The 15,193-nt window shown below is 62.5% G+C and carries 13 protein-coding genes; 5 read left to right on the top strand and 8 right to left on the bottom strand.

Annotated elements, in window-relative coordinates:
- Positions 1-38: 38 nt before the first annotated feature.
- The 4 genes from ACSQ84_RS35695 to araD form a co-directional block, all read right to left on the bottom strand.
- Positions 39-1,481 (bottom strand): aldehyde dehydrogenase family protein, encoded by a 1,443-nt coding sequence (locus ACSQ84_RS35695; protein ID WP_436216453.1) that lies wholly within the window; start codon positions 1,479-1,481, stop codon positions 39-41.
- Between the two features lie 166 nt (positions 1,482-1,647).
- Positions 1,648-2,367, bottom strand: a complete 720-nt coding sequence (locus ACSQ84_RS35700) for a ribonuclease activity regulator RraA (protein ID WP_436216454.1) — start codon at positions 2,365-2,367, stop codon at positions 1,648-1,650.
- A 110-nt stretch (positions 2,368-2,477) separates the two neighbouring features.
- Positions 2,478-3,569, bottom strand: a complete 1,092-nt coding sequence (locus tag ACSQ84_RS35705) for an SMP-30/gluconolactonase/LRE family protein (protein WP_436216455.1) — start codon at positions 3,567-3,569, stop codon at positions 2,478-2,480.
- A gap of 128 nt (positions 3,570-3,697) precedes the next feature.
- The gene (gene araD / locus ACSQ84_RS35710) at positions 3,698-5,431 is read right to left on the bottom strand and encodes an L-arabinonate dehydratase (RefSeq protein WP_436216456.1); all 1,734 of its coding nucleotides are present in this window, start codon (positions 5,429-5,431) and stop codon (positions 3,698-3,700) included.
- A gap of 103 nt (positions 5,432-5,534) precedes the next feature.
- Between araD and ACSQ84_RS35715 the strand changes: the two genes are divergently transcribed.
- The 3 genes from ACSQ84_RS35715 to ACSQ84_RS35725 all read left to right on the top strand — a co-directional run bounded on the left by ACSQ84_RS35715 (position 5,535) and on the right by ACSQ84_RS35725 (position 10,491).
- On the top strand, positions 5,535-6,254 hold the full coding sequence (locus ACSQ84_RS35715) for a GntR family transcriptional regulator (RefSeq protein WP_436216457.1): 720 nt from the start codon (positions 5,535-5,537) through the stop codon (positions 6,252-6,254).
- Positions 6,255-6,476: 222 nt separating this feature from the next.
- The gene (locus ACSQ84_RS35720; RefSeq protein ID WP_436216458.1) at positions 6,477-6,914 is read left to right on the top strand and encodes a response regulator; all 438 of its coding nucleotides are present in this window, start codon (positions 6,477-6,479) and stop codon (positions 6,912-6,914) included.
- A 70-nt stretch (positions 6,915-6,984) separates the two neighbouring features.
- Positions 6,985-10,491, top strand: coding sequence for a PAS domain S-box protein (locus tag ACSQ84_RS35725; RefSeq protein WP_436216459.1), 3,507 nt, complete (start codon positions 6,985-6,987; stop codon positions 10,489-10,491).
- Positions 10,492-10,544: 53 nt separating this feature from the next.
- Here the strand turns inward: ACSQ84_RS35725 and ACSQ84_RS35730 are convergent, their stop codons facing one another.
- The gene (locus tag ACSQ84_RS35730) at positions 10,545-11,183 is read right to left on the bottom strand and encodes a response regulator transcription factor (RefSeq protein WP_436216460.1); all 639 of its coding nucleotides are present in this window, start codon (positions 11,181-11,183) and stop codon (positions 10,545-10,547) included.
- A gap of 153 nt (positions 11,184-11,336) precedes the next feature.
- Here ACSQ84_RS35730 and ACSQ84_RS35735 point away from each other — a divergent pair, with 153 nt between their 5' ends.
- Both ACSQ84_RS35735 and ACSQ84_RS35740 read left to right on the top strand, forming a co-directional pair.
- A complete protein-coding gene (locus ACSQ84_RS35735; protein ID WP_436216461.1) occupies positions 11,337-11,687 on the top strand; it encodes a hypothetical protein in 351 nt (116 codons plus the stop codon).
- A gap of 149 nt (positions 11,688-11,836) precedes the next feature.
- Entirely contained in the window at positions 11,837-13,495 is a 1,659-nt protein-coding gene (locus ACSQ84_RS35740) for a putative bifunctional diguanylate cyclase/phosphodiesterase (protein ID WP_436216462.1), read from the top strand.
- Positions 13,496-13,539: 44 nt separating this feature from the next.
- Here the strand turns inward: ACSQ84_RS35740 and ACSQ84_RS35745 are convergent, their stop codons facing one another.
- The 3 genes from ACSQ84_RS35745 to ACSQ84_RS35755 are packed head-to-tail and all read right to left on the bottom strand — an operon-like array spanning position 13,540 to position 15,147.
- Positions 13,540-13,863 carry a PilZ domain-containing protein gene (locus ACSQ84_RS35745; RefSeq protein WP_436216463.1) on the bottom strand — a complete coding sequence of 108 codons (324 nt, stop codon included), beginning with the start codon at positions 13,861-13,863 and terminating at the stop codon, positions 13,540-13,542.
- 3 nt (positions 13,864-13,866) lie between these two features.
- Positions 13,867-14,727 (bottom strand): CheR family methyltransferase, encoded by an 861-nt coding sequence (locus ACSQ84_RS35750; protein WP_436216464.1) that lies wholly within the window; start codon positions 14,725-14,727, stop codon positions 13,867-13,869.
- Between the two features lie 30 nt (positions 14,728-14,757).
- Positions 14,758-15,147, bottom strand: coding sequence for a response regulator (locus ACSQ84_RS35755; RefSeq protein ID WP_436216465.1), 390 nt, complete (start codon positions 15,145-15,147; stop codon positions 14,758-14,760).
- Positions 15,148-15,193 lie beyond the last annotated feature (46 nt).

Below are 15,193 nucleotides of genomic sequence, written 5' to 3' on the forward strand. Positions count from 1 at the left end.
AAGCGGGGAGAGGTTAAGAGGACACTGTCGGCCGCCCCTTACGGCAACGTATAAGCCGTCTTGACCGTCGTATAAAACTCCGCCGCGTAGCGGCCCTGTTCGCGGGCACCGAAGCTGGAGCCTTTTCGGCCGCCGAACGGCACGTGGTAATCGACGCCGGCGATCGGCAAATTCACCATCACCATGCCGGCTTCCGAATTGCGCTTGTAGTCGCTGGCGTATTTCAGGCTGGTGGTGCAGATGCCGGACGATAGGCCGAAATCGGTGTCGTTGGCGGTCGCCAGCGCTTCGGCATAATCCTTGACGCGGATGACCGCGGCCACCGGCCCGAAAATCTCCTCGCGCGCGATCCGCATCGTGTTGGTCACATCGGTGAACAGCGCCGGCTGCAGATAGAAGCCGGGCGCGTCCCGATTAAGACGCTCGCCGCCGTAAGCGAGTTTTGCACCTTCGTCCTTGCCGATGCTGATATATTTGAGATCCTGATCGAGCTGGCTCTGATCGACGACGGGACCGATATCGGTGCCGGCCTTGACGGCGTCGTCGATCTTCAGGCTGCGCATCCGCTCGGTCAGCGCCTCGACGAATTTGTCGTGGATCCCGGCGGTGACGATCAGCCGCGAGGCGGCGGTGCAGCGCTGCCCGGTGGAAAAGAACGCACTGTTGGCGGCGCATTCCACGGCGACCTTCAGGTCCGCATCATCGAGAACGACCAGCGGATTCTTGCCGCCCATCTCCAATTGAAACTTCTTCATCGGCCGCGAGGCGATACAGGCCGCCGCGATCTTCTGGCCGGTGGCGACCGAGCCCGTAAAACTGATGGCGGCCACGTCGGGATGCTCCAGCAGGACCGCGCCGACTTCCGAGCCACGCCCGAGCACGAGGTTGAGCACGCCTTTTGGCAATCCCGCGCGGTGCAGGATATCGACCAGCGCCCAGGTCGAGCCGGGGACGAGGTCGGCGGGCTTGATCACCACGGTGTTGCCATAAGCCAGCGCCGGCGCGATCTTCCAGGCCGGAATCGCGATCGGAAAATTCCATGGCGTGATCAGGCCGACGACGCCGAGCGCCTCGCGGGTGATCTCGATGTCGATGCCGGGACGCACGGAAGCGAGTTTCTCGCCGGCCATCCGCAGACACTCACCGGCAAAGAACGCAAAAATCTGGCCGGCGCGCGCGACTTCACCGACTCCTTCCGGCAGCGTCTTGCCCTCCTCGCGCGACAGCAGCCGGCCCAACTCGTCCTTGCGCGCAAGGATTTCGTCCGACGCCTTCTTCAGGATGTCGTAACGCACTTGCGGCGTCGATCGCGACCATGCCGGGAATGCGGCCTTTGCAGCCGCGATCGCGGCCTCGGCCTGCGCGCGTGTGCCGCGCACCGCCTGGCCGACAATGTCCTTGGTATCGGATGGGTTGACGTTGGGCGCGCGGGCGCCATCGGACAACCATTCGCCGTCGATCAGATTGTTGAACATCAGCATGGGATAGTTCCTTCCTTTTTATGTCGTCTTTAGGCTTCGTGTCCCGGACGCGGTGCAGCGTGTAACGCTGCTCCGCTGAGCCGGGACCCACAGTTGCGTCACGGAGTATATAGACCCCGGCTCTGCAGCGCACCGCTGCGCGCCGCGCTGCGTCCGGGAAACACCATCATCGCCCATTGGCCTTGCGCCAAGCCGCAAAATCCTTGGGCGTCTGCTCATCGGTCGCGGGATAGAGACCGAGGATCGAGCGGCCCTTGCGCACCTCTTCAGTAACAAAATCCTCGAACGCGGTCATCTCGACCGCCTCGTCGGCGATTTCGTCGGCAAGATGGGCAGGAATCACGATCACGCCGTCGCTGTCGCCGAGAATAACGTCGCCGGGGAACACCGGCGCGTCGCCGCAGCCGATCGGCACGTTGATCTCGATCGCCTGGTGCAGCGTCAGATTGGTCGGCGCGCTCGGTCGCTGGTGGTAGGCGGGAAAGCCGAGGGCTGCGATTTCGGCCGAATCGCGAAAGCCGCCATCGGTGATGACGCCGGCCGCGCCGCGCTTCATCAGTCGCGTCACCAGGATGGCGCCGGCGGAAGCCGCGCGCGCATCCTTGCGGCTGTCCATGACCAGCACCGCGCCAGGCGGGCAGTCTTCGATAGCCTTGCGCTGCGGGTGGCTGCGGTCGCGGAACACCTCGATCTTGTTGAGATCCTCCCGCGCCGGCATGTAGCGCAAGGTGAAGGCTTCGCCGACCAGCACCGGCTGATCGGGCCCCAGCGGATGCACATCCTGGATCATCTGGATGCGAAAGCCGCGCTTGAACAGCGCGGTGGCGACGGTTGCGGTCGAAACGGTCTTGAGTTTGTTGCGGGTGGCGTCGCTCAGTTTTGTCATGGTGTTCATCCCAGTTATTCCGTCATTCCGGGATGGTGCGTTAGCACCAGACCCGGAATCTCGAGATTCCGGGTTCGCACTTCGTGCGCCCCGGAATGACGGGTCATAATTTACACCGCGCCATGCGCTTCCACGTAAAGTGCGTACACGGAATGGCAGCTCGTCATATAGAGGCGGTTGTTCTTCGGGCCGCCGAAACAGAGGTTGGCGCAACGCTCCGGCAGGCGGATGAACGCCAGCGGCTTGCCGGCGGGGTTAAACACCATCACGCCATCGAGGTCTTCGGGCTTGCCCTTGAGTTGAAATACCTTGCGGCCGCCGACATCGGCCGGCTCGCCCTGCAGCGCGCCGTTGCTGCCCCAGCCGCACCACAGATTGCCGTCGCGATCGACCCTGAAGCCGTCGAGCGCGCCCTGGTCCGCGGCGTCGATCAGTTTGGTACGGCCGCCGAGCGTGCCGTCGTCCTTGACGTCATAGGCCCAGATGCTGCGGTTGGGCGTGCCCTTCCACTCGACCACATAAAGCTTCTTTTCGTCCGGCGAGAACGCCAGGCCGTTGGGATTGACGATGTCGGTGATGACGGCCGTGATCTTGCCGTCCTTGGCGATGCGGTAGACGTTGGTGGTGGCCTGCTCGGGCTTTTCCTTCTTGCCCTCCCACTCGCCGTTGATGCCGAACAGGGGATCGGTGAACCAGATGCTGTCGTCGGACTTCACCACGACATCGTTCGGCGCGTTCAGCCGCTTGCCCTCGAACTTGTCGGCCAGCACCGTCAGCTTGCCGTCCTTCTCGGTGCGGGTGACGCGGCGAGTCACCGAATGCTCGCAGGTGACGAGGCGACCCTGACGGTCACGCGTGTTGCCGTTGGCATAATTGGCTGGGCTCCGGAACACGCTGGTCTGGCTGGTCTTCTCGTCGAACTTCATGATCCGGTTGTTGGGGATGTCGGAATACAGCAGATAGCCGCCTTCCGGGAAATAGGCCGGCCCCTCGGCCCAACGCATGCCGGTAGCGACCTGTTCGATCGTGCTCGAATAGATCCGGTATTTCGTAAAACTCGGGTCGAGAATCTGAACTGACGGGTCGGGATAGCGCTGGTTCATCGTGAACGGGAATGACTGGGCGCCGGCGGCACGGGAGACCAGTGTCGTAACCGCGGTCGCGCCAGCTGCGGCGAGGATGTTGCGTCGTGTGATGCTCATGGGTGGTCCTTCCCTCGGATGTTTTTGTTGGTAACGGATCTTCTCTCCCTGTCATTCCGGGGCGCGAAGCGAACCCGGAATCTCGAGGTTCCGGGTCTGGTCCTTCGGACCATCCCGGAACGACGGTGCTAATAAATCGACGGCTCGCCCACCGGCTTGCCAAAGCCAGTTTCGAGAAAGTCGAAATCGCAACCTTCGTTGGCCTGCTTGATGTGCCTGGTGAACATCCAGCCATAGCCGCGCTCGAAGCGCCGCTCCGGCGCCTTCCACTCGGCGCGGCGTTTTGCCAGTTCCGCCTCCGGCACATCGAGGTTGATGGTGCGGGCGTCGACGTCGAGCGTGATACGGTCGCCGTTCTTCACCAGCGCCAGCGGGCCGCCGATGTAGGATTCCGGAGACACATGCAGGATGCAGGCGCCGTAGCTGGTGCCGCTCATGCGCGCATCCGACAGCCGCACCATGTCGCGTATGCCCTGCTTCACCAATTTGGTCGGGATCGGCAGCATGCCCCATTCCGGCATGCCCGGCCCGCCCTGCGGCCCGGCATTGCGCAGGATCAGCACGTGATCCGCGGTCACATCGAGATTGGGATCGTCGACCGCCTTTTTCATCGAAGGATAATCGTCGAACACCAGCGCCGGCCCGGTGTGCTTGAGGAAGCGCGGCTCGCACGCGGACGGTTTTATCACGCAGCCGTCCGGCGCAAGGTTGCCCTTGAGCACGGCGAGCGCGCCTTCCGCATAGATCGGATCCTTCACCGTACGGATGACGTCGTCATTATAGACTTCGGCGCGGGCGATGTTTTCGCCCAGCGTCTGGCCGGTCACGGTCATCACGTCGAGATGCAGATGCTCCCTGATGCGGCTCATCAGGCCCGGCAAGCCGCCGGCATAGAAGAAATCTTCCATCAGATATCTGTCGCCGCTCGGACGCACATTGGCGATCACGGGTACCTTGCGGCTGGCGATTTCAAAATCGTCGAGCCCGATGTCCTGGCCGGCGCGGCGCGCCTGCGCGATCAGATGGATGATCGCATTGGTCGAACAACCCATCGCCATCGCCACCGTAATCGCGTTCTCGAAGGCCTTGCGGGTCTGGATCTTATCCGGCGTCAAATCTTCCCACACCATCTCGACGATCCGGCGGCCGCATTCCGAGGCCATGCGGATGTGACCGGCGTCGGCGGCCGGTATGGAGGACGCGCCCGGCAGGGTCATGCCGATCGATTCGGCGATCGCGGTCATGGTCGAGGCGGTGCCCATGGTCATGCAGGTGCCGTAGCTGCGCGCGATGCCGGCCTCGACATCGACCCAGTCCTTGTCGGAGATTTTCCCCGCGCGCCGCTCATCCCAGTATTTCCAGGCATCCGAGCCGGAACCCAGGGTCTTGCCCTTCCAGTTGCCGCGCAGCATCGGCCCGGCCGGAAGGTAGATTGTCGGCAGGCCCATGCTGGTGGCGCCGAGCAAGAGGCCCGGCGTGGTCTTGTCGCAGCCGCCCATCAGCACGACGCCGTCGACGGGATGACCGCGCAGCAGCTCCTCGGCATCCATCGCCAGCATGTTGCGGTAAAGCATCGTGGTCGGCTTCAGGAACGATTCCGACAGCGACAGCGCCGGCAATTCCATCGGAAAGCCGCCGGCCATCAGGATGCCGCGCTTGACGTCGTCGACGCGGGATTTGAAATGCATGTGGCAGGGCTGCGCGTCCGACCAGGTGTTGAGGATCGCAATGACGGGACGGCCCTTCCATTCCTCCGGCGCGTAACCCATCTGCATCGCGCGCGAGCGGTGACCGAAGGCGCGCAGATCGTCGGGCGCGAACCAGCGCGCGCTGCGAAGGTCGTCGGGGTTCCTATTTCTCATCGTACGTTCCCTCCGGCGATTCCATGCATTTGACGCCCTTGATGAGATGCACTAATATATTAGTGTACTTGAGGCAAGCCCTCTGAAAGGACCGGTTGTTCCCATGGGTCCAAGGTCAGTCGCCGCGCGCCGCGTGGCGCCGCGTTCTCCCGAGCGGCTCGACCGGGACCGGCAAGCTGCACCGCAAGTGTTCGAGCGCTTGCGCGGCATGATCGTTTCGCTGGAGCTGCCGCCGGGATCGCCGCTGTCGCGGGCCGCGCTAGCCGGGCAGTTCGGGATCAGTTCGACGCCGATCCGCGACGCGCTGATGCGGCTCGAAGAGGAAGGCCTGGTCGACGTCTTCCCGCAATATGCGACCGTGGTCAGCCGGGTCGACGTGCGATTGGCCCAACAGGCCCACTTCCTGCGGCAGGCGGTGGAACTGGAGATCGTTCGGGCGCTGGCCGGCAGGCATGACGCAACGTTCGTCGCCGACCTCAACCAGGCGATCGTGCGCCAACAGAAGTTGGCCAAGGCCGGCGAGTTCGAAAAATTCATGGCCGCCGACAATGATTTTCATGCCCAGCTTTATACGGCGGCCGACAAGCAGGACATCTGGACGCTGGTGCGCAGCCGCAGCGGCCATATCGACCGGCTGCGCCGGCTGCATCTGCCCTCCCCCGGCAAGGCCCAGGATATCGTGCGGCATCACAGACTGATCGTAAGGGCTATCGACGCCGGCGATCCGGACGAGGCGCAGAAGCATCTGCGGACCCATCTGTCGGGAACGCTCAGTGAACTCACCCGGATCCGGGCGCTGTATCCGGAATATCTGAGCGGCTAACACCGCAAAATATCCCCGGTCCTTCAGGACGAATCGGGTTCCCCTGTGCAGCCCTTTGCGTGCTGTCTACCCGGCAACAGGCGGATACGCTGTTTTAAAGGGCGCTTTGAGTGTGCCGGCAGGAACATCTTCGGTCGGGAAACCGTTGCAGGAGCACAAGGTTTCAGCGAGAATCGCAACCTGCCGTTGACTTGATTCCAGCGGGGCCCGGAGAACCGTCATTTGGCAAGAATATTGATTGTAGACGACGATACCGCGGTTCAAACCACGGTCCGGTTGTTGCTGGAGCGCGCGGGGCATAGCGTGGTCACTGCCGGGGACGGCAGTAAAGGGCTTGCGCTGTTCGAAAAGGAAGATTTCGATCTGCTGTTTCTCGACATCTTCATGCCGGGAATGGACGGGTTCGAGACCATGCGGCTGGTTCGCCAGCTGCGGCCACTGATCCCGATCGTCGTGATCTCGGGCCGGCCGATGCCTTCGGATGAAGGTTCCATCCCGGACTTCCTGACCATGGCGACCAAGCTCGGCGCCGTCTCGAGCCTGCAGAAACCCTTCAAGCCCGCGGACCTCCTGGCGGCAGTCGCCAACTGCCTGGAAGCCGCCAAACGACTGTCGTCATCGGCGTCCCACGCCTCCGGCGGTGTTGCGTCCTGCCCGTGATGCGAAATAGCATTGCTGGATTCGCTCCGGGGCTTAACGGGGGCGGACGGGAGGGCGAGCGCAACAAAAAATGACGCTCACAACCAGGCTTGCCATCGCGATGATTGCGTTGGTCGCGGTCGCGGTGTCCGCGGTCGGATGGCTGAGCTATCGCAGCCTGGAGCAGGCGCTGCTGCTGCGCGCCCGCGACCGCATCGAGACGCATTCGCGGCAGGTGGCGACCGACCTCGAGTATTACGCCGCCAGCGCGACCGGAGATGTCGCGGGCTTTCGTTCGGCGGTGGCGCTGGCGGGAATGGTCCGGGCGCGCAAGGCGGGCGGCATCGATCCGGTGGACGGCGTTTCCGAAAAGACGTGGCGCGACCGGATAGCGGCCCGCTTTGCAGCGGAACTCGAAGCCAAGCCCATCTATGCGATCTTCCGGATCATCAGCTTTGATGACGGCGGCCGTGAGGTTGTCCGCGTCGACCGCATGGGGCCAAACGACGCGGTTCGGATCGTTCCCGAAGAGGGACTACAGAGGAGAAGCGATCGAAACTATTTCGCGGAAGCGCTCACCCTAAAGCCCGGACAAATCTACATTTCGCCGCTTGATCTGGGGCGCCGCAACGGACTGATCGAGGAGACGCACAGGCCGACGATACGCATCGCTACACCGGTCTTTGCGGATGACGGCAAGCCGTTCGGCATCTTCATGATCAATGTCGATATGCGGCGGGCATTCGACCGCGTGCGATCGTCGGTGTTGCCGGGCGAGACGATCTACGTCGTCAACCGGCAGGGCGATTATCTCATTCATCCCGATCGTTCGCGCGAATTCGGTGCGCTGCTCGGCAGGCCCGACAACTGGAAAGCCGATTTTCCGCATTTGGCCTCGCACGCCGGCGCAACCCGGGGCATCGCCGATATCGCCCCGGATCATGCCGCCCGCTTGGGCGGGATAGCACTGGCTCCAGCTCTTCTGGCCGGTACCGAATGGGTTGGCGTCATCGAAACCACCCCGAACGCCCTGATCATGGCACCGGCTGCCAGCATCAGGAATACCTCCCTTCTGGTCGGAGCGATCGCCGTGTTGTGCGCGGCAGTGCTGGCCCTGTTGATCGCAAGGTCGCTGACCCGGCCGATCAATCGCCTGACTGTGGCCGTGCAGGGCGCTGCCAGCAACGGGAAGGTCGCCATCCCGGTTGACGCTCGCGGGGAGACCGGCGTGCTGGCCCGCGCGTTCGCGAAAATGATCGCGGAGGTCAATGAGAAGACCGCAGCACTGCAACAGGAGGTGCGGGAACATCGCCGCACCATTGCGGCGCGCGACCATCACGCCGAGCGCGAGCGCCTGTTCAGCGCGGCGGTCGAATCCTCCAACGATGCCATCATCACGACATCGCTCGACGGCACCATCACCGGCTGGAATACGGCCGCGGAACGCCTGTACGGATACAGCGCTGCGGAAGCGACGGGCAAGAATATCACGATCCTGATGCCCGCCGGCCGGCTGCCCGAGATGCAGGACATCCTGCGCCGGATCGGCGGGGGCGAAAGCATCGAGCACAACGAAACCACGCGCCTGCGCAAGGACGGCAGCCCGGTCGAGGTCTCGCTCAGCGTGTCCCCGATCAAATCGCCTTCCGGCGAGACCATCGGCACATCGACGGTGGCGCGCGACATTACCGACAACAACAAGACCCGGCTGGCGCTGCGGCAGCAGGCCGAGCAACTGCACCGCGTCTTCGAGGCGTCGCAGGACCTGATCATGGTGATGGATTCAAGGGGAACCGTGGTCCAGATCAGCCCGAGTTGTGCCGTCATCCTGGGCTATTCGCCGGGCGAGATGATAGGCCGCAGTGGAGAAGACTTCATCCATCCCGATCATCTGGAGAATTCGCGCCGGGAAATGCGCGCTTTGCGGCGCGGGCAACGCCCGCCGATCGCGGACACGCGCTGCTTCCACAAGAGCGGACGCGAAGTGTGGCTGTCCTGGCTCGGGGTCTGGTCCGAACCGGCGAAGCGGTTTTTCTTTGTCGGCCGCGACATGACCGAAAGCCGGCGGGCGCAGGATTCCTTGCGTGAAAGCGCCCAGCTGGCGCGCGGGATCATCAACACGGCGCTCGATGCCTTTGTCCAGATGGACGATCAGGGCACGGTCTCGGACTGGAATTCGCAAGCCGAGAATATCTTTGGGTGGACACGAGATGAAGCGGTCGGAGCCAAACTCAGCGACCTGATCATCCCGCACAGCCATCGCGACGCGCACATGGCCGGCCTGGAACGATTCCTGCGCACCGGTGAAGCGGCGATCCTTGGCCGCCGCTTCGAGATCGACGCAATGCGGCGCGACGGCAAGGAAATCAGGGTCGAACTGAGCGTTACCGAGTTGAAACGCCGCAACGGCTTCGTGTTCAACGGTTTCATGCGCGACCTCACCGACAAGATCGCCACCGAGGACCGCATCCGACAGGCCGAGAAGATGGAAGCCGTCGGCCAGCTCACCGGCGGCATCGCCCATGATTTCAACAATATCCTGACCGTCATCACCGGGACGATCGAAATCCTGGCCGACGCCGTCAAGGGCGAGCCGCAACTCGCGGCCATCACGCGGATGATCGACGAGGCCGCCTCGCGCGGCGCCGACCTTACCCAGCACCTGCTGGCGTTCGCGCGCAAGCAGCCGCTCGAACCAAAGGAAACCGACGTCAATACGCTGATCATCGATACCGCGAAACTGCTGCAGCGGACGCTTGGCGAGCATGTCGAGATCGAGTCGGTGTTCGAAGACGAATCCTGCCCGGCGATCGTCGATCCCAATCAACTGGCCACCGCCATCCTCAATCTCGCCCTCAACGCCCGCGATGCCATGCCCGACGGCGGCAAGCTGATCATCGAAACCGGCATGGTGGTGCTCGATGAGCACTACGCCCGGATGCACAATGACGTCCGGCCGGGCCGCTACGCCATGATCGCGGTCAGCGATACCGGAACCGGCATTCCGGCAGCGATCCTCGACAAGGTGTTCAATCCGTTCTTCACCTCGAAGGGGCCCGGCAAGGGCACCGGCCTCGGGCTCAGCATGGTCTACGGCTTCGTCAAGCAATCCGCCGGCCACATCATGATCTACAGCGAGGAAGGCCACGGCACGACGATCAAGATGTACCTGCCGCCGGCCACGGGCACGTCACTAGCGGCCGGGCCTAGCCAAGCGCCCGCGGTCGAGGGCGGCAATGAGACGATCCTGGTCGTCGAAGACGACGCGCTGGTGCGCAACTACGTGCTGACGCAACTGCATTCGCTCGGCTACGTCACGCTGGATGCGGGGAACGCGACGGAGGCGCTCGCGATCGTCAAAGCAGGCCATCCGTTCGACCTGCTGTTTACCGACGTGATCATGCCCGGCCTCAACGGCCGCCAGCTCGCCAACGAGATGCTCAAGATCAGGCCCGGGCTGAAAGTGCTGTTCACGTCAGGCTACACGGAAAACGCAATCATCCATCATGGCCGGCTCGACGAGGGCGTGCTGCTGCTGGCCAAGCCATACCGCAAATCGGATATGGCTATCATGATCCGCAAGGCGCTCGGCGACTGACGGTCCCCATTTGCTCGCGCTATCTCGCGAAAGCTCCGCCGTCACCGCCCAGATCAGGCCTGGCGTGAAGTCGTCATCACGATCCGGACCAGGTCGGCGGCGTTGCGTGCCCCGAGTTTCTTCATGATGTTGGCGCGGTGATCCTCGATGGTCCGCGGGCTGATCCCGAGATGCCTGCCCGCTTCCTTGTTGGACGCGCCGGCGGTGAACTGCTCGAGCACTTCGCGCTCGCGCCGCGTGAGCGGTTCGCGTCCGGGGAAATGCAGTGTCGCGATCCGGGACGCGGAGTTACTCTCCGCCTGCCGCCGCGCATAGGCCTCGATCGCCTCGTCGAGCCGTGCGACGATCTCGCTGCCACGGAACGGCTTTTCAATGAAATCGAGCGCACCGCTCTTGATCGCGCTGACGGCCATCGAGATGTCGCCCTGCCCGGAAATCATGAAGATCGGCGCAGGATAGTCCTCGCCGTGCAGTTCCTTCAGGATGTCGAGGCCCGATTTGCCGGGAATATGCACGTCGAGCAGGATGCAGGACGGCGTCCGGGTTCTTGCAACGGCCAGCAATGCGGCGCCGTCGGCAAAACAGATGACCTGGTAACCGCCCGCCGACAGCACCATGGAAAGCGTGTCACGAACGGCGGGGTCGTCATCGACTACGAATATCTCCCCGCGGGAGAGGGCTTTCTCAGCCATGTTTCATGTTCCATGCATCGTGAAACCTGACGCGCACTCCGATATCGGTATCAACACAATACCCTATCGAAAACGCACCCGTATTTGTACGGGACGATGGCTTAACGCACAAGTAGCAACGCGCCCCTAAAAAGTAGCCTGAGGAGTGCAGCTATGCAGAATCCCCAAGGCGTCGGCATCGCGATTGAACCTGAAGACCGGAACGACACGTACCGTTCGATGGTAGCGGACGTCATATCCCTGATCGAGCACGTCCAGGCGAGCCTGCGGCTGATCGAGCACGAGATCGCCCGCGAAACCGCGTCCGGCAGCCAGGACAACTGCGCCAATGTCATTGTGCTGGATGACGTGACGCCGTCCTATGTCAGGGCGACCGTGGCGTTGAAGGCTTGTGACGCCAATCTTGCCGTCGCGCTCCACTCGCTGCTCGATCCCATGGCATCAAGAAGCGGCTCCGGCGACTCTTCCGGGAGCCTGCCGACGCTCTTGATCGTCAGCGCATAAGCGGACAAAGGCGTTCTGACGGCGCCGTCCTGCGGGAGCCCACGATGTCCCTCCACCACAGATTTTCTCTCGCCGTCAGGCGTCTGCTGCGACCGCTGCCCGGCCTCCGGTCGCCGTTCGGGGCGCGGTCTGATCGGGGCTCCGCCACGATGATGGAGAAGCTGGACGCGGCGCTCAACAATATGAGCCATGGGCTATGCATGTTCGGCCCGGATAACCGCCTGCTGCTCTGGAACGACCGCTACGTCAAAATGTACAATATCGCTCCCGGCCGGCTGTTCGTCGGATGCACGCTCGAAGAGATGCTCGAGGCGCGCAAGGCGGCGGGAACCGCTTATCGCAACCTCGGGCAATATGGGTCGAAGCTGCAGACGGCGATCACGACACGCAGGCCGGACGATCTCGTCGCGGAACTGGCCGATGGTCGGATTGTCAGCGTTTCGTATCGCCCGATGAAAAACGGTTGCTGGGTTTCCACCCACGACGATATCACCGAGCGCGCGCAGAACGAGGCAAGGATCGCCCACCTTGCTTTTCACGACCAGCTTACCGGGCTGCCGAACCGAGCGGCATTCAACGAGCATATCGCAATCACCTTCGTGAGCGCGGCGGCCGGCAACGCGTCGTTTGCGGTGCTTTGCCTCGACCTCGACCAGTTCAAGGAAATCAACGACGTCTATGGCCATTCAGCGGGCGACCGATTTCTTGTCGAAGTCGGGCAAAGGCTGGCATCGGCCTGCAACGGCGCCTTTCTAGCACGTCTGGGGGCCGACGAATTCACCATCGTCTCGTCCAGCGGCCCGCAGCCGACGACGGCGGAAGCGCTTTGCAGCCGGCTGTCCGGCATCCTGGACGAACCGGTTTGCATCGACGGGTATGAGATCGAGGGAAGCTTTACGATCGGGGCGAGCATCTATCCTCAGGACGGCGCGGACGTCGATACTCTGGTCGCCAATGCAGAAGCGGCGCTTTACCGGGCGAAGATCGAACTGCGCGGCGGCGTTCGCTTCTTCGAGCCGGCGGTGGGCCGGCAGATTCGGGAAAAGCGTGCGTTGCAGCACGACATCGCCGGGGCCATCGAGAACAACGAACTGGAATTGCATTTCCAGCCGCAGGCCACGGCCGGCGGAGAGATCTTCAGCTTCGAGGTGCTGCTGCGCTGGCGTCATCCCGTGCGAGGCATGGTACCGCCCGGGATTTTCATTCCCCTGGCAGAAGAGACCGGCGCGATTGGTCCGATCGACGAATGGGTTTTGCGCGAAGCTTGCCGAGAAGCGGCTTCATGGCCCAGGCCGCTTTCGATCGCGGTGAATCTCTCACCTGTCGATTTCCGTCGCGGCGACGTGCCCGCGATGATCCTTTCGATCCTGCTGGAAACAGGCCTCGATCCGAAGCGGCTTGAAATCGAGATCACCGAGGGCGTGCTGTTCGAGGATTTCGAGCGTGCACTCTCGGTGCTGCGCCGAATCAAGAACCTCGGCGTGCGTGTTGCCATGGACGATTTCGGCACCGGCTATTCATCCCTGTCCTATCTGCAGGCCTTTCCGTTCGACAAGATCAAGATCGACCAGAGCTTCACCGCCAGGATCGGCAACAGCTTTCAGGCCGCCGCCATCATCCATGCCATTCTTGGACTGGGTCGCGCGCTCACCTTGTCAGTCATTGCCGAAGGCGTCGAGACCGAGTCGCAGCTGGCGTTTCTCGCCAAGGAAGGGTGCGAAATTCAGGGCTATCTGATCGGCCGGCCAGAACCCATCGCGCATTACCGACATCTGGTGACGGGCGTAGCCCCTCAGAAAATGCGGTGATTACCAGTTGACCGGTAAAGCAGCGCTCGTGCGGCGCGACGGCTTCAGGACATCATCTCGTCCGACTTCGACGTCGCGCCCGGCCGCTTCTTGGCGTGCTTGCCCCTCAGGAAATGAATATCCATGTCCGTGCCGTTGACGCGAACCAGTTCGCAGCGGCGATAGGCGAGCCCGGTCGACGACAGCAGCAGAAAGAACTCCTTGAGGTTAAGGCCTTGAATGGAGCCTTCAACGGTCAACGTGGCATCGGTGTCGGAGATCGAGTTGAGTTGGCAATCCCGGCGCCAGGTCCCGTCGATCGCCATGATGCAGACGTCATAACCCCGGCTGAACGTGACGCGTTCCGTTCCCTTGTTCTCTTCCGCCATGCCTCAACGTCCCGCCATTGCCGCGATTTTTGGCATCGCTGCCGCAGCCGTACGCGCTACATTCGGCCGATAGAGCCCGCGCTTGTCCGGAAATGGCTTGAAGACATCCGTCAAGCCGACCACCGTCTCCGCCGCGCCCAGCACCAGGAAACCATCCGCTTCCATCGACTTGGCAAGACGGCTGAAGATGTTGATCTTGGTGTCCTGGTCGAAATAGATCAGAACGTTCCGGCAGAAGATGACGTCGAACACCCCGAGCTGCGAAAAGTCGTGCAGCAGATTGAGTTGCCGGTGCTGAACCATGGCGCGAATGTCGGCATTGACCTGCCAGAGTTCGCCGTTCTGCTTGAAATATTTGACCAGCATCTGGATCGGCAGGCCGCGCTGGACCTCGAACTGGCTGTAGATGCCGGCCCTGGATTTCTCGAGCACTTCCTGGGAAAGATCGGTCGCGATGATTTCGATCCGCCATCCGGCAAGAGCTGCACTCATTTCCTTCAGGGACATGGCCAGTGAGTACGGCTCCTGACCGGTCGAACCGGCGGCGCACCAGATCCGGATGCTCTTGCGGGCCACACGTGCCTTCAGCACCTCCGGCATGATCGAATCCCGGAAATGATCGAACGGCACCTTGTCGCGGAAGAAGAAGGTCTCATTGGTGGTCATGGCTTCGACCACCTGGGCGATAATCGTCGGCGCCCCGCCCTTCATTTTCTGCACGAGTTCGCTGATGCCGGCGAGGCCGCTTTTACGCGACAGCGGCAGCAGGCGGCTTTCGATCAGGTACTGTTTGTCTGCGGACAGGTCGAGACCGGAATGATCCTTCAGGAGCTTACGCAGATACTCATAGTCTGGCGGGGTCACGATGGCCTCTCAAGGGCAAGCGGATAAGGTTTAGACCGGAGTCGGTTCGATAAGTTGGACCAAGCCGACTTCCTGGAACTTGGCGGCGACGATGTCCTTGTCGAACGGCTTCATGATGTACTCGTTGGCGCCGGCATGCAGCGCGCGCGAGATATGGTCGATGCCGTTTTCGGTGGTGCAGAACACCACCTTGGGCAGGTCGCCACCGGGCAAGCGGCGCAGATGACCAAGGAACTCAAAGCCGTCCATCACGGGCATGTTCCAGTCGAGCAGGACCGCATCCGGCATGGTGTGCTTGCAGGCGTCCAGCGCCTTTGCACCGTCCTCTGCTTCAGTGATCTGGAAGTCCATCGCTTCCAGGATGCGGCGCGCGATTTTGCGCACGACACTTGAATCATCGACGACAAGACATGTTTTCATTTTTCGGCCTCCGTATGCCGAGCGTTACGCTGCGAGTGCGGTTTTG

Origin of the sequence: Bradyrhizobium sp. LjRoot220, from assembly GCF_964252915.1 — a bacterium.
Taxonomy (GTDB): Bacteria; Pseudomonadota; Alphaproteobacteria; order Rhizobiales; family Xanthobacteraceae; genus Bradyrhizobium.

Bases quoted from the DNA above. Each gene is read 5' to 3' on its own strand.
- ACSQ84_RS35745 (WP_436216463.1), bottom strand. From the start codon at position 13,863: ATGGCGGAAGAGAACAAGGGAACGGAACGCGTCACGTTCAGCCGGGGT.
- ACSQ84_RS35730 (WP_436216460.1), bottom strand. From the start codon at position 11,183: ATGGCTGAGAAAGCCCTCTCCCGCGGGGAGATATTCGTAGTCGATGAC.
- ACSQ84_RS35725 (WP_436216459.1), top strand. From the start codon at position 6,985: ATGACGCTCACAACCAGGCTTGCCATCGCGATGATTGCGTTGGTCGCG.
- ACSQ84_RS35700 (WP_436216454.1), bottom strand. From the start codon at position 2,367: ATGACAAAACTGAGCGACGCCACCCGCAACAAACTCAAGACCGTTTCG.
- ACSQ84_RS35715 (WP_436216457.1), top strand. From the start codon at position 5,535: ATGGGTCCAAGGTCAGTCGCCGCGCGCCGCGTGGCGCCGCGTTCTCCC.
- araD (WP_436216456.1), bottom strand. From the start codon at position 5,431: ATGAGAAATAGGAACCCCGACGACCTTCGCAGCGCGCGCTGGTTCGCG.
- ACSQ84_RS35695 (WP_436216453.1), bottom strand. From the start codon at position 1,481: ATGCTGATGTTCAACAATCTGATCGACGGCGAATGGTTGTCCGATGGC.
- ACSQ84_RS35740 (WP_436216462.1), top strand. From the start codon at position 11,837: ATGATGGAGAAGCTGGACGCGGCGCTCAACAATATGAGCCATGGGCTA.
- ACSQ84_RS35735 (WP_436216461.1), top strand. From the start codon at position 11,337: ATGCAGAATCCCCAAGGCGTCGGCATCGCGATTGAACCTGAAGACCGG.
- ACSQ84_RS35705 (WP_436216455.1), bottom strand. From the start codon at position 3,569: ATGAGCATCACACGACGCAACATCCTCGCCGCAGCTGGCGCGACCGCG.
- ACSQ84_RS35755 (WP_436216465.1), bottom strand. From the start codon at position 15,147: ATGAAAACATGTCTTGTCGTCGATGATTCAAGTGTCGTGCGCAAAATC.